General features: G+C 38.3%; 13 protein-coding genes. 9 read left to right on the plus strand and 4 right to left on the minus strand.

Features of this window, described 5'->3' with window-relative positions; all coding sequences use genetic code 11:
• Window positions 1–46: 46 nt before the first annotated feature.
• Entirely contained in the window at window positions 47–1441 is a 1395-nt protein-coding gene (locus HMPREF1320_RS06410) for a DUF5723 family protein (protein WP_034554298.1), read from the minus strand.
• A gap of 425 nt (window positions 1442–1866) precedes the next feature.
• Between HMPREF1320_RS06410 and HMPREF1320_RS06415 the strand changes: the two genes are divergently transcribed.
• The 9 genes from HMPREF1320_RS06415 (at window position 1867) to hisS (ending at window position 10488) form a co-directional block, all read left to right on the plus strand.
• Window positions 1867–2199 (plus strand): hypothetical protein, encoded by a 333-nt coding sequence (locus HMPREF1320_RS06415; protein WP_009418016.1) that lies wholly within the window; start codon window positions 1867–1869, stop codon window positions 2197–2199.
• A gap of 242 nt (window positions 2200–2441) precedes the next feature.
• Window positions 2442–3542, plus strand: coding sequence for an efflux RND transporter periplasmic adaptor subunit (locus tag HMPREF1320_RS06425; RefSeq protein ID WP_009418072.1), 1101 nt, complete (start codon window positions 2442–2444; stop codon window positions 3540–3542).
• Window positions 3543–3658: 116 nt separating this feature from the next.
• Window positions 3659–5056 carry an efflux transporter outer membrane subunit gene (locus HMPREF1320_RS06430; protein ID WP_009418116.1) on the plus strand — a complete coding sequence of 466 codons (1398 nt, stop codon included), beginning with the start codon at window positions 3659–3661 and terminating at the stop codon, window positions 5054–5056.
• Window positions 5057–5217: 161 nt separating this feature from the next.
• Window positions 5218–6033: a DNA alkylation repair protein gene (locus tag HMPREF1320_RS06435; RefSeq protein ID WP_009417936.1), complete on the plus strand. Its 816-nt coding sequence runs from the start codon at window positions 5218–5220 to the stop codon at window positions 6031–6033.
• A 135-nt stretch (window positions 6034–6168) separates the two neighbouring features.
• The gene (locus HMPREF1320_RS06440; RefSeq protein WP_009417982.1) at window positions 6169–6804 is read left to right on the plus strand and encodes a peptidase E; all 636 of its coding nucleotides are present in this window, start codon (window positions 6169–6171) and stop codon (window positions 6802–6804) included.
• A 48-nt stretch (window positions 6805–6852) separates the two neighbouring features.
• Window positions 6853–7005: a hypothetical protein gene (locus tag HMPREF1320_RS11535; protein WP_009417927.1), complete on the plus strand. Its 153-nt coding sequence runs from the start codon at window positions 6853–6855 to the stop codon at window positions 7003–7005.
• A gap of 117 nt (window positions 7006–7122) precedes the next feature.
• Window positions 7123–8331, plus strand: coding sequence for an ROK family transcriptional regulator (locus HMPREF1320_RS06450; RefSeq protein ID WP_009417925.1), 1209 nt, complete (start codon window positions 7123–7125; stop codon window positions 8329–8331).
• Window positions 8328–9140 carry a nucleoside triphosphate pyrophosphohydrolase gene (gene mazG, locus HMPREF1320_RS06455; protein ID WP_009417981.1) on the plus strand — a complete coding sequence of 271 codons (813 nt, stop codon included), beginning with the start codon at window positions 8328–8330 and terminating at the stop codon, window positions 9138–9140. Before HMPREF1320_RS06450 ends, mazG begins: the two co-directional genes overlap by 4 nt.
• Complete coding sequence (gene hisS / locus HMPREF1320_RS06460) at window positions 9112–10488, plus strand: histidine--tRNA ligase (protein ID WP_009418054.1); 1377 nt, start codon at window positions 9112–9114, stop codon at window positions 10486–10488. Before mazG ends, hisS begins: the two co-directional genes overlap by 29 nt.
• Before the next feature lie 109 nt (window positions 10489–10597).
• Here hisS and HMPREF1320_RS06465 read toward each other — a convergent pair whose 3' ends face one another.
• From HMPREF1320_RS06465 to HMPREF1320_RS06475, 3 genes are all read right to left on the minus strand, one after another.
• A complete protein-coding gene (locus tag HMPREF1320_RS06465) occupies window positions 10598–11848 on the minus strand; it encodes an aspartate kinase (RefSeq protein ID WP_009418127.1) in 1251 nt (416 codons plus the stop codon).
• A gap of 273 nt (window positions 11849–12121) precedes the next feature.
• Window positions 12122–12814 (minus strand): OmpA family protein, encoded by a 693-nt coding sequence (locus tag HMPREF1320_RS06470; RefSeq protein ID WP_009410919.1) that lies wholly within the window; start codon window positions 12812–12814, stop codon window positions 12122–12124.
• A gap of 23 nt (window positions 12815–12837) precedes the next feature.
• Window positions 12838–13332: a lipocalin family protein gene (locus HMPREF1320_RS06475; protein ID WP_002673313.1), complete on the minus strand. Its 495-nt coding sequence runs from the start codon at window positions 13330–13332 to the stop codon at window positions 12838–12840.
• Window positions 13333–13377 lie beyond the last annotated feature (45 nt).

Genomic DNA, 13377 nt, shown 5'->3' on the forward strand with positions numbered 1-13377 from the left:
GCTGAACAGCCTTTTCCATTATGAAGTTGTAAAATTAAATTAATAATTAAAGGTCTACGGGGTAAGATTGGTGACCGAAACGAAGCCCAAAGAAGAAGTTAAACTCTTTAGCTGAGCGGGTAAGCACATTGCCTAAAATAGTGCTTGACCCTAATACTAATGGGCCTAAGCGCAAGGCAATTCCCACATTAGCTTTTGATACTTGGTTGTATGAAATAGGCAAATAAGCCCCAAAACTATTAGTATCGTAGTGAGGAGTGAGTGAAATTTCATTGGCATAAGTAGCGTTGTAAAGCTCTTTGTCCTTTGTTGAAGCTATATTCACTTGTCCTGATAAGTTCAAGTAGAACGCATCAACTACGCGATAATCGGCGCTGAGGTTAAAAGTAGAAGGTAGTGATGACCTCAATTTAGAGCCTGTAGCCTTTGTTCCATCAAAGTGATTCTTCAAATTCTCTTCTGATAGGTCATCTATGCTTAAAGTCGTACTTTGTGTTGCAGGCATTTTGTAGCGGTAAGAGTTCTTATTGGCAGTGTATTGTAAACGCCCGAGATCCATTAGCGAAATCCCTACACGCAAATCGTGAGGATTGTTGTGGCAACGAGGACAACCGTCCTTGCGAAACTCATACGTAGCTCCTAAATCGAAAGCCAAAGTAGTAGCTTCTGAACTAAAATACAACTTGTTTACCTTTACATTGTCGAAATCAACCAAGTCCATTCCACCGTTAAGCACTTCCAAAGTACCGTTAGCCGATTGGATATTCAAGTTTACTTTGTCCTTATCAGTGTCAGGCGTTAGTGTAGCCGAACCTTCAAAGTCTTTAAAACCTACGTAAACATTACCAGAGCCTTGTACCAATTTAGCACTTGCTCCTACTTTCACCGTGTTAGTACCGTCAAAATATACTTCACCTGACCACGAGAAACCTACTTCCGAAAAAGCATTTACCACTATCTCTTGGTCGTTAAGGTTCACTTGGTAAGGGGTTTTGAGTTCCAATTTATCTAAATCACTAACAAATGATTGTAACATTTTTGCATCTATGTTACGTACATTGCCCAGAAGGCGCACACGAGAGAAAATCCCTACTGTATGCTGGTCGTTTATCTTCACAAAAGCCGAAGGTCCTAACACATCAACGTTTATCTTCGCTTTGATATTGTTATAACCAAAAATAGCATTCTGAGTATCAACGCGTGTGTACTCGTTAAAGCTATCAGTGATATTAGGCGTGAGTTTGATAGCGTTGTTGCCAAAACCAAAGTTCACTGTAGCAATATTAGCGTCCCAAGAACGCTTACTACTAATCATATTCGCAGGATTAGAAGTTACAGGAAAAATACCCGAATAATTACTCTCTCGAAGCCCTGCATACGATTGCTGAGCTTCCACTGCCATTGTTGTTAGAAACAATGCTGATAAAATTACTTTTTTCATTCTATAAAAAACACTTGTTTAAATTGCGCGGCAAAAGTACAATATTTTATCAAATAACAAATAAAGAAGGTCAAAATTATTTGTAGAATTAATTTATAATCGTTATCTTTGCGCTTTCTATCCTGCCATTTACCGCTGAGCCACCTCTTTAAAAACCATATACAGTCTTGTCTGCTTTGCATAGTTCACTACCTAAGTTTCGTTTTAGTTTCGTTTCACCTATGCTTTTAGTAGAGCATACATTCGTCTTTTCTATACCAATCTTCCAAGATTCGTATAAGCTTCCTATAAGCTTCCTATATCTAAGCACTGATTATCAAAGATATTAGTTACTTAAACATAACTTATTAACGAAAGTTTACGAAAGTTATGATATATAAAATGTAACCTTTATTTTGTAGAAGATTTTAAAATTGTTATTTCTTATGAAAAAGATAATTCTCGTAGGATTGAGCCTTCTTGCGCTCTCCTGTCGCACCACACAAAAAGTAGCACAATCTTCCTCTTCAGAAGAAGAAATGCTTAAAAATATTACGCATAATCTTATTATTAGCTATCAAAATCAAAAAACATTGGCTCATTTGAAAAAAGAAGTGCAAAAATATGGTGCAGAGATGCTTTATGAATACAGAGTTATCAAAGGAATAGCTATCAAAGTACCCCAAGATAAAGATATTCGTCAGGCAAAAGCCTATTTTTCTAATCTTAAAGGTGTAACAAATGTGGAATACGACCAGATAAACCATATTGACCATTAATCACTAACTATCAATCATTAAAAGCTAACTTTAACAAAAGATTAACGCCTCACGACACTTGTCTGTAAAATTTTTTAGTGTACTTTTGCACTGTAAAAGCAGACCTCATAACGCCACAAAAACAAGGAAGTGTTTTTTGCAAACGCTTCCTTTTTAGTGTATTATTTTTAATAAAATTATCTCTCAGACCTATCCGACCTGTTTGATAACTAAAACCTCTAACATCTAAAATAACAAACATTATGAATAAAATCTTTTTAGTAGCAACCGCTATCGCAATGGTAGCTTGTAATAATGGAAACCAACAGCAACAGCGACCACAAGGTGCTGTGCCTTACCCTGTAATTATCGTAGGAGAACAAAATACCGTGTCTAACCTTTCTTACCCTGTGAATATCGAAGGCGTAGTGAACAGCGCCGTACAAGCTAAAATATCAGGCTATATTACCAAAGTATTGGTAGACGAAGGTCAGGTGGTTACCCAAGGGCAACCGCTCTTCAAGTTAGAAACTCAAACCCTTAACCAGTCAGCTGCTTCAGCCAAAGCAGCCGTAGAGGTCGCTAAGGTAGAGGTAGATAAACTCGTACCTTTGGTACAGAAAAACATTGTGAGCCCTATCCAGCTCGCCACAGCCAAAGCCAACTTACAACGCGCCCAAGCTACTTATAACGAGGTAGCCAGCAACATTGGTTTTGCCATAGTAAAAGCACCTGTAAACGGCGTGGTAGGTGCAATTAACTACCGCGAAGGTGCTTTGGTAACTGCCAATAACACTGTGCTCACTACCGTATCCGACGTGAAAGAGGTGTATGCCTATTTTTCAATGAACGAAAAAGAATACCTCGACTTCTTAGACAATACCCAAGGCAAAACCACTGCCGAGAAACTCAAAAACTTACCTGAGGCTTCTTTGGTGTTAGCTAACGGACAAGAATATGCCGAGAAAGGCAAAATACAAGCCGTAACCGGACAAATAGACCCTACTACCGGTAGCATACAATTTCGCGCTACCTTCCCTAACCCTAACAAGTTGCTTACCAATGGCAACAGTGGAACTATCAAGATACCACAACATTTTAGTAACTCACTTGTAATCCCCGAAGTTGCTACTTTTGAGCAACAAGGAAAGGTATTTGTGTACAAAGTAGAGAACGACACCCTCAAACAAGCTATCATCACCCTTAAAAGCCGTGCCGATAACTATGCTGTGGTAGAAAGCGGACTTAAAAAAGGTGATGTCATTCTCGCGCAAGGACTCAACAAAGTGCGTACGGGTACGGTTATCAAACCTCAACCTATCTCAATGGATAGCCTTGTCAAGAAAATACAACCGATATTTTAATGAAGACTGAAAAGTCGCCTTTGCATCGTAAACCTTGCTAAAATTTTAGTGCTTGTCGTGTTACGACCTTTGGCAAAGTCTATGTTAAATATTAATTGTTAATTGAACATTACTGTATGAACAGAATCATTTATAAATCACTGGCTATAGTAACCATAGCTCTTACCCTTACCGCTTGTGCGGGACGCAAAACTTACGAGCGTCCACAAGCCATAGACGAAAAACTCTTCCGTACTGAAAGCCCTGCTACCGATGCCCAAAGCGATGCTACCCTTTCGTGGCGCAACATCTTCACCGACCCGCTCTTGCAACAACACATCAGCAAGGCACTTTCCAATAACCTCGATGTGCGTGTAGCGATGCAAAATGTAGTTTCAGCACAAGCCTACCTCAAACAAAGTAAGGCAGCTTTTATTCCTACCCTCTCGGTGGGAGCTAACTATACTCGTAGCACCTCATCATTAAATGCTGGAGGTGGTGCTCCCGACCGTACTTACAACAATCTATTCGATATCACAGGTAATGCTTCGTGGGAAGCCGACATTTGGGGCAAGCTATCCGCTCAAAAACGTGCTTCTTATGCCTCTTATTTAGCAACTTTGGAAGCCCAAAAAGCAGTACAGTCCGAAGTGGTCGCTACCTTAGCAACGGCTTATTACCAACTGTTGATGCTGGACGAACAGAAAAAAGTACTCGAACAAACTATTGAGTTTCGCACCAAAAGTTTAGAAACTACCAAACAACTCAAAAAAGCAGGTTCTACTACCGAAGTAGCAACCAAACAAATCGAAGCACTCGTATACAATGCACAGGCGCAGCTTATTACCATCAACAATAGCGTTTGGGCATTGGAGAACACCATCTGTGTACTCTTGGGGGAAGAGCCTCATACGATAGAGCGAAGCACGCTTGCTGAACAACAATTCCCCACACAGTTTCATCAAGGGTATGCGGTAAGTCTGCTCGAAAATCGTCCTGATGTGGCACGTGCCGAACTGAACTTGCGCAACGCCTTTGAACTTACAAATGTAGCGCGTTCCAATTTCTATCCTACGCTTACTCTTTCCGCTCGTGGAGGTATCAGTAGTACCGAACTCGATACTTGGTTTTCTGCCAAATCAATGTTTGCTAATTTTATAGCAGGATTGGCACAACCTATTCTCAATCGCCGACAAATTCGCACCCAATACGAAGTGCAGAAAGCTGCTCAAGAAACCGCTTTGCTGAATTTCAAAAAAGCAATTCTTTCAGCGGGCAAAGAAGTATCCGATGCAATGCGTCAATTCAGTTCGCAAGACGAGTTCATTCAGCTCAAAACCCAAGAAATGAAAGCCTATCAAGAAGCCACCGACTATTCCAAACAACTGTTCGATAGCGGTATGGTGAATTATTTAGAAGTTATCACTGCCGAAGTAAACCGTCTCAATGCCGAGCTTAGTGTAGCCAACGCACAGTTTACCCGTATGCAGTATGGCATTACTTTGTATAAAGCCCTTGGAGGCGGTTGGAGGTAGGAAAAAGAGCATAGGTTTTGCACACTTTGTTAAAGTTAAAAAAGCGATTTATAAATTGCCATTGCTCTAAAAATCTGAACCGTCAGAAAGCTCAGAAAACTCTTGTTATCTCATTTCTTATAGCTTGTGCCTATATAACTATACTATAACTTAGTTATACAATGAACATAGAAATTATCAAAAACAGAAAAGGAGCTCAAAAGGCTGTTGATATCCCTTCCGAAGTACTTTCACTGTTAAATACAGGGAGTATAGAAACGGTAAACCTTACTGAATGGTTAGCTGTAGACCATTCACAGCTTGTAAAGTCTGTTTTTCCTACTTTGGGGATTGATAAAAATGTCATTGAAGAGTTGCTTTGCCAAATCAATCAGCAAAAGAAACCCTCTACGATGAATACTATTAAGCTCATAGGAGCATTGCTATACAAAAAATATGCAAATACTAACTTCTATGAACCTTTGTTTGAGCAACTCAGCACTCATTTATCCGATTCTGTGCGCTGTTATGCTTGTTATTTGGTAGCATTGCATACTGATACCCCTTTGGAAGACAAGTTATATAAATTAAAACCCTTGGTAGCCGATAGTCATTTTGGCGTTCGTGAGGTGATTTGGATGGCGTTACGTCCCGAAATGAGCGAGCATTTAGACTTTTCAATTGCTTTTCTTTCCCATTGGGCAGAAAGTGAAGATGAGAATATACGAAGGTTTAGTACAGAAGCCTTGCGTCCGCGGGGTGTTTGGTGTGCTCATATAGAGGCTTTGAAAGAAAAGCCAGAATTATATTTGCCTATATTAGATAAATTGAAGTCTGATAAGGCAAAGTACGTGCAAGATAGTGTAGGAAATTGGCTGAACGATACCAGCAAAACCCGCCCTGATTTCGTAACAGCACTATGTGAGCGTTGGGAAAGTGAAAGTCCTACCAAAGAAACTAAATATATTGTAAAAAAGGCACTGAGAAGTATTCTCTAATAAGATTAGGAAAATGAAAACACTCATTATAGTAACACACCCTCATATAGAGGAATTGTTACCCTCTCTCTGGTGCGAGCTTGCAGCTGTGCCTCCCTTATCCTATTTGTTCAATAACAGCAATTATTATCATAAATGAAAAGATTATTTTTAACCTCATCGTTCAGTTCAGTAGCAAAATTGTTTGAAGATTTTGCAGGTGAACCCGTAAAAGGAAAGAAACTAGCATTTATTCCAACAGCAAGTTTGGTAGAAAAAGTGCGTTTTTATGTCGATGACGATAGAAAAGCCTTTGAAAAATTAGGTCTTATCATAGAAGAATTAGAAGTTTCTACCGCTACTACTGAAGAAATAGCCACAGCATTAGAACGAAATGATTATATTTTCATTTCTGGAGGGAATACATTCTACCTAATGCAGGAACTAAAAAAGAAAGGAGCTGACAAACTACTTATGGAACAAATTAATAACGGAAAGTTGTACATAGGTACTTCGGCAGGTTCTATCATTGCTTCTCCTAATATTGAGTTCGTTAGTGATATGGATGAAACTAAAAAAGCTCCAGAATTAACTGATTATTCAGGATTACATTTGGTAGATTTTTACTTTTTACCTCATTATTTGAACTTTCCATATAAGAAAGTTACTCAAAAAATAGTAAACGAATATTCACAGAAAATAGATTTGCGACCTATTTCTAACAATCAAGTAATTACGGTTTTAGGTGATGAAATAAAAATGCTTGAAAAACCTCGAGCAACTAAGAAATAGTCTTGATTATGTATCTTTATGCTACCTATAATCAAATGAAAAACAGCTATGGGAGATAGAAATACAGAAAGAAAGTTATTTCGAGACAAACTTTTAAAAGGTTTAGACGTTGCTTATGAGCAAATGATTGTCCAAAAGCGTAAGAATAATCAAAAGATTGTGGTGCACCGTGAGGGTAAAATCGTTACTATTATTCCGTAGAGAAAAGCATTAAATACTAATTACAAACATCAATTATTTTTTTATTATTGCATTTTTATTAAAATATTTTTAGTAATTTTGCCTCACCTTTACAATAATGATTAAGATTAAAAAGCTATGGGACTAAAATTTTTAGAAGAAATTAAACAAGGCATCAGAAGCGCCTCATTGAAAAAGGATATTATCTGTTATTACATCAATAACGGAGATGATACACTTGCCGACCTTGGTAAAGAACTGAACTTCAGTGTGCCTACTGTTACTAAAATGGTGGGCGAACTGATAGAAGATGGTATAGTGATGGACTTTGGGAAGATGGAAACCCCAGGAGGTAGACGTCCTAATATCTATGGATTGAACCAAAGTTCGGGATATTTTATAGGTGTAGATATCTCTCAAAAACGCGTTCATATAGGGCTTATCAACTTTAAGGGCGATTTGATAGATGAACAGATGGATATCTCTTTTGAGGAAGCGCAACCTCACGAGCGTTTTGAACGTTTATGTGAAATAATTGAAGATTTTATGAGCCATACAGTGGTGCCTAAGGACAAAATACTGAGTATTGGCATTAATATTTCAGGGCGTGTGAACCCTCAAACGGGACATAGTTATAGTTTCTTTTATTTCGATGAACGTCCGCTTACTGAAATGTTTGAAGAAAAATTGGGTATAGATGTCTCTATTGATAACGATTCGCGTGCGATGGCTTATGGTGAATATATTAAAGGGCGCGTACAGGCTGAAAAAAATATCATCTACGTGAATGTAGGTTGGGGATTAGGCTTAGGAATCATCGTTAATGGGCAGCTATATTATGGGAAATCGGGCTTTTCAGGTGAGTTTGGGCATATTACTGCCTTTGAAAACGAGATATTATGCCACTGTGGTAAGAAAGGTTGCTTAGAAACAGAGGCTTCGGGCTCTGCTCTTTATCGTAAATTCTTGGAAAAACTTCATAACGGTCAATCGTCTTTACTTACTCAACAGAAGGAAAATGAAGACGAAATTACACTCAACGATATCATAGATGTAGCTTTGCAGGAAGATATATTAGCTATAGAACTTATTGAAGAGGTGGGGAATACGTTGGGTAAACACGTGGCGGGCCTCATTAACCTATTTAATCCTGAATTGGTGATTATTGGTGGTACTCTTGCCAATGCAGGCGACTATTTGATATTGCCTTTGCGCAGTGCTATCAAGAAGTATTCTTTGAATTTAGTGAATAAAGACTCTTCGATAAAAGTATCAAAATTAGGAGATAAGGCGGGTCTATTAGGTGCAAGTCTCCTCGCCCGTAGTAAATTTATAGGATTGATATGAGAGAGCAACAACTTCAGGCTTTTGGGAGACTCCTCGATATAATGGACGACCTGCGTGCGAAATGTCCGTGGGATAAGAAACAAACAATACAATCGTTGCGCCATCTCACTATTGAGGAAACTTATGAATTGGGCGATGCTATCCTCAGTGGCAATCTGCAAGAAGTGAAGAAGGAACTCGGTGATTTGTTACTTCATATCGTTTTCTATGCCAAAATAGGTAGTGAAACGGGTGATTTTAATATTGCTGATGTGGCAAATGGTGTGTGTGAAAAACTCATTGAACGGCATCCGCATATCTATGGAGATGTGAAAGTAGACAACGAAGACGATGTAAAGCGCAATTGGGAAAAAATAAAACTCAAAGAAGGTAACAAGAGCGTACTGGGAGGTGTGCCTAAAAGTTTGCCTGCATTAGTAAAAGCTACTCGTATACAAGACAAAGTGGCAGGTGTAGGCTTCGATTGGGATAATATAGACGATGTTTTTGCGAAGATAAAAGAAGAAATAGATGAGCTACACGCCGAAGTAAAAGCGCAAAAACAGACAAATATTGAGAGTGAGTTTGGCGATGTTCTTTTTAGTCTTATTAACTATGCCCGATTTTTGAAAGTAAATCCTGAAGATGCCTTAGAGCGCACTAATCGTAAGTTTATAACTCGGTTTCAATACTTGGAACAACGAGCCAATGAGAAGGGAAAATCACTCAAAGATATGACCTTACAAGAAATGGAAACTTATTGGCAAGAAGCTAAAGAAAATAGTAAAACAATAAAAAACAATGGCAATACAAAAACCAAGCATACCTAAAGGCACTCGTGACTTTTCACCAGCCGATGTGGCCAAACGCAACTTTATTATTAACACTATTAAAAATACTTTTAACGCTTTTGGATTTCAGCCTATCGAAACGCCCAGCTTTGAAAATTACGATACATTGATGGGTAAATATGGCGAAGAAGGCGACCGTCTTATCTTCAAGATACTCAATTCAGGTGATTTTACACAAGGAGTTAAACAAGACGATTGGGAAACTAAGAATACTCAGAAGCTCACTCCCCAAATATCAGAAAAAGCACTCCGTTATGACCTTACAGTTCCTTTTGCACGCTATGTAGTACAACACCAAAATGAACTGACTTTCCCCTTTAAACGTTATCAAATTCAGCCTGTTTGGCGTGCCGACCGTCCGCAAAAAGGACGTTTCAGAGAGTTTTACCAATGCGATGCCGATGTGGTAGGCAGTACCAGCTTGTGGCAGGAAGTGGAGTTTGTACAGCTCTACGACACCGTGTTCACAGCGCTCAATCTTAAAGGGGTGACTATTAAGATTAACAACCGCAAAATTCTCAGCGGTTTTGCCGAAGTGATAGGGGAGAGTGATAAACTCATCGACTTTACCGTAGCTCTCGATAAGCTCGATAAAATAGGCGAAGAGGGTGTTATCAAAGAAATGATAGAAAGAGGTATCAGCCACGAAGCTATTAGCAAGTTACAACCTATCTTTGCACTTAAAGGAGCTCTTGCTGAAAAGCTCACTGCTCTCAAAGAGATACTAAAAACTTCTGAAACGGGGTTGAAAGGTATTGAAGAGGTGGAGTTTATAGCACAACAAATAGAGCGACTTACCTTACAAACAGCTATTTTAGACCTCGATGTCACTCTCGCACGTGGACTGAATTATTACACAGGAGCTATCTTTGAGGTTGTTGCTCCAGCGGGAGTGCAAATGGGTTCTATTGGTGGAGGTGGACGTTATGACGACCTTACGAGCATCTTTGGATTGAAGGGGATAAGTGGTATAGGTATCTCGTTTGGTTTAGACCGCATAGGATTGGTGATGGAAGAATTGAATCTTTTTCCTGAATCACTGAGCAATAGCATAGAAGTGCTTTGTATAAATTTTGGCAATAACGAAGCTTTACAGAGTATGAAACTATTGAAAGAGTTGCGTAAACTCGGAAAAAGAGCAGAACTCTACCCCGATGCAGCTAAGATTAAAAAGCAAATGGAATATGCTAATAAACGAAGCATTCCGTTTGTAGTGATGATTGGGGAAAGCGAGCTCTCCAAAAATACTTTTGTATTGAAAGATATGCTTAATGGCACTCAAAAAGAATATAATTTTAATGAGATAAATGAAGCATTATTTCAATAATATGAATCATAGAATATATATAAAGGGACTGATATATTATCAGTCCCTTTTTTATTGTATGCTTTGCTTGATTGTTGCTTAAACAATAACGGATAATAAGAAGATAGATTTACTTCACTATTATCTGAACCGTATCTGAAGCCACTTGTTTAAGTAGCACTTCTTTGTTCATTTCCACTTCTTTAATAGCCTCTTCCGTAGCGTGGCGAATGGTATAAAGTGTTACGTTCTCAGTTACCGATACCTTAAAGCGTTCTTCCAACTTTTCTAAAAGTTCAGTTAAGGTATCGAATTTGTTGTCTACACATACTGAAAAACTAATCGCCGAGTTCTGTATCACACTTACTTTCATCTTAGTCTTATGCAAATTCTTGAATATATAGCTAATACCCTCTTCCATTATAAATGAAAAGTCAAGAGAAGAGAGAGAAAGCAGTATTTGTTCTTTCTTGAGGATAAAGCAAGGTGCCTTTGGAGATAATTCAGCTACATTACACACAGCGCTTCCTTCAGCAGTAGGATTCAAAAACGAACGTACATAAAGAGGAATTTCCTTTTGTTGGAGTGGTTGTAGGGTTTTTGGGTGTATTACTGAAGCGCCATAAAAAGCGAGTTCTATAGCTTCCTTATAAGGGATTTTATGCAAGAGCTCTGTATGCTGAAAATATCGAGGGTCGGCATTGAGAACACCAGGAACGTCCTTCCATATCGTTACACTTTCAGCGTTTAAACAATAGGCAAAAATAGCCGCTGTATAGTCTGAACCTTCACGCCCTAAGGTAGTAGTGAAAAAATTTGCATCGCTTCCTAAGAAACCTTGTGTGATGTTCAGTAATGATTTGTTAATATGCGTGCGAATGTTACTTTGTGTTTCTTCCCAGTCGATAGAGGCATCACGGTAATTACTATCTGTTTTTACGAGATTACGGACATCTATCCACGTGTTTTTAATACCATTGTCATTCAGATATTGACTGATAATAGTAGTAGAAATGAGTTCACCAAAGCCAATCACTTGGTCATATACAAAACTGTGTTTCGGCGATTTGTTGCGTTCTAAAAACGAAGTGAGCTCTGCAAACAAGCCATCTACTTTCCAATACACAGGGTGATTTTCATCGGTAAATAGTTCGCGAATGATGTGGTAATGAAAGTCTTTTATCAGCTGAACGCTTTCCGAAAGTTTTTCTTGTTCCTTAAAATAGCTATTTACCACTACTTCTAAAGCATTAGTGGTTTTTCCCATTGCTGAAATGACGATGAGCGTATTAGCATAGCCTACCGTTTCTAATATTTTAGCGACATTGCGTACACCTGCAGCATCTTTTACTGAGGCGCCTCCAAATTTAAATATCTGCATTTTTTTTAGATATGAGGTAAAGTCTGCGACAGCAGAGTATGGTAAGAGGTAAGTAATAAACCTAAATACCCAAAATACCAAGATTAACAGTGCAAAGGTAGTGTATTTTAGTGAAAAGAGAAAAGTGAAGATTAAAAAATGTCATTTAGAAGTGATATTGTTATATTTCTAACGTTCTTTTTTATCTCTCGTTTTAGATATTTAATAAAAAATAATGAGTGTTGAGAAGTACTTCTCAACACTCATTTGTATAGTCCAAGTATCAAACTATTTTTATTTGTTTCCAGCCTGTTTTTTAGCGTCTGCTTTCATCTTTTCATTAGGAACAATTACTACATTCACACGGCGGTTTTTAGCTCGTCCATCAGCAGTTTCGTTACTTGCAACAGGGTTTCTTTCACCATACCATTTGGTAGTAAAACGGCTACCCGCTAAACCTTTACTTTTAAAATAGTTAGTAACGGCTTGTGCACGGCGTTGTGAAAGACCTAAGTTGTACTCATCTTTACCTACATTATCAGTGTGGCCGGCTACTATCACATTAGTATCAGGATATTCTTTAAGAATAGCAGATAGTTTATCAAGTGTTTGTCTTGATTTGTTGTTGATGTTATACTTATTAGTATCAAAGTATACACCTCCGTTATTTTCGTCGAAAGTAACCACGATACCATCGTCTACACGTTTAACATCGGCACCTGGGATTTCTTCTTCTATTTTTTTAGCTTGTTTATCCATTTGGTTACCGATAACAGCTCCTGCAGCACCTCCTACTACTGTACCGAGTACAGCACCGAGTTCGCTGTTTTGTCCGTTACCTACGTTGTTCCCTAAAATAGCTCCTAATAAAGCTCCACCGGCAGCACCAATTACAGCTCCGCGTTGTGCTTTGTTAGAGTTGTTGTATGCCTCGCAACCGGTAAGCAATACAGCTGCCGATAAGGCTAAAACTACGATTTTTTTCATCTTCTGTTTGTATTAATCTTTAATTATTTTACAAAATTCATTGAGATAACAAAAGGTTTGCCATCTACTCTCACGGTTTGTTCCCACACCATTGAGTTGTCAGAAATACTTGCCAAATGCAAACGAATACCTTGCTTAGTTTCTGAAACATATTTTTCATTAGTAGGTTTCAACAGAAAATCATAGTATCCTGTTGATTTATCTACCTCTTGTACAATAAAAATGAAGTTTCTTTGTCCTGTTGAACAACCACTCGCGTTGATAGTATAGTGTCCGCGGTTGTTATTCGGAACGAATTTCCAAGTACTGCCTTCAAAGCATTCTTTGGAAGTATCGTTTAACAAGGTAACTTCATATTTACCTTTTTCACTATATGTGATGGATTGCAATGTCCATTCACCTTTAATAGCTTTATTAGCTATATTTGTTTCTTTGGGTTTTGCAGTCATTGAGCCTGAAGAACTCTTACAAGCCATTACCAATACTGCCATTACAAGTAAAAGTGCAATTTTTTTCATCTTTAATTGTTTTTTGATTACGAGGGCAAAAATAAACTTTTTTTT

The organism is Capnocytophaga sp. oral taxon 335 str. F0486 (assembly GCF_000277665.1).
GTDB lineage: Bacteria > Bacteroidota > Bacteroidia > Flavobacteriales > Flavobacteriaceae > Capnocytophaga > Capnocytophaga ochracea.

Excerpts from the sequence above, each read along its gene's own strand:
- HMPREF1320_RS06425 (WP_009418072.1), top strand. The coding sequence starts at position 2,442 with ATGAATAAAATCTTTTTAGTAGCAACCGCTATCGCAATGGTAGCTTGT.
- HMPREF1320_RS06470 (WP_009410919.1), bottom strand. The coding sequence starts at position 12,814 with ATGAAAAAAATCGTAGTTTTAGCCTTATCGGCAGCTGTATTGCTTACC.
- HMPREF1320_RS06450 (WP_009417925.1), top strand. The coding sequence starts at position 7,123 with ATGGGACTAAAATTTTTAGAAGAAATTAAACAAGGCATCAGAAGCGCC.
- HMPREF1320_RS06440 (WP_009417982.1), top strand. The coding sequence starts at position 6,169 with ATGAAAAGATTATTTTTAACCTCATCGTTCAGTTCAGTAGCAAAATTG.
- hisS (WP_009418054.1), top strand. The coding sequence starts at position 9,112 with ATGGCAATACAAAAACCAAGCATACCTAAAGGCACTCGTGACTTTTCA.
- HMPREF1320_RS06465 (WP_009418127.1), bottom strand. The coding sequence starts at position 11,848 with ATGCAGATATTTAAATTTGGAGGCGCCTCAGTAAAAGATGCTGCAGGT.
- HMPREF1320_RS06430 (WP_009418116.1), top strand. The coding sequence starts at position 3,659 with ATGAACAGAATCATTTATAAATCACTGGCTATAGTAACCATAGCTCTT.
- HMPREF1320_RS06410 (WP_034554298.1), bottom strand. The coding sequence starts at position 1,441 with ATGAAAAAAGTAATTTTATCAGCATTGTTTCTAACAACAATGGCAGTG.
- mazG (WP_009417981.1), top strand. The coding sequence starts at position 8,328 with ATGAGAGAGCAACAACTTCAGGCTTTTGGGAGACTCCTCGATATAATG.
- HMPREF1320_RS06415 (WP_009418016.1), top strand. The coding sequence starts at position 1,867 with ATGAAAAAGATAATTCTCGTAGGATTGAGCCTTCTTGCGCTCTCCTGT.
- HMPREF1320_RS11535 (WP_009417927.1), top strand. The coding sequence starts at position 6,853 with ATGGGAGATAGAAATACAGAAAGAAAGTTATTTCGAGACAAACTTTTA.
- HMPREF1320_RS06435 (WP_009417936.1), top strand. The coding sequence starts at position 5,218 with ATGAACATAGAAATTATCAAAAACAGAAAAGGAGCTCAAAAGGCTGTT.
- HMPREF1320_RS06475 (WP_002673313.1), bottom strand. The coding sequence starts at position 13,332 with ATGAAAAAAATTGCACTTTTACTTGTAATGGCAGTATTGGTAATGGCT.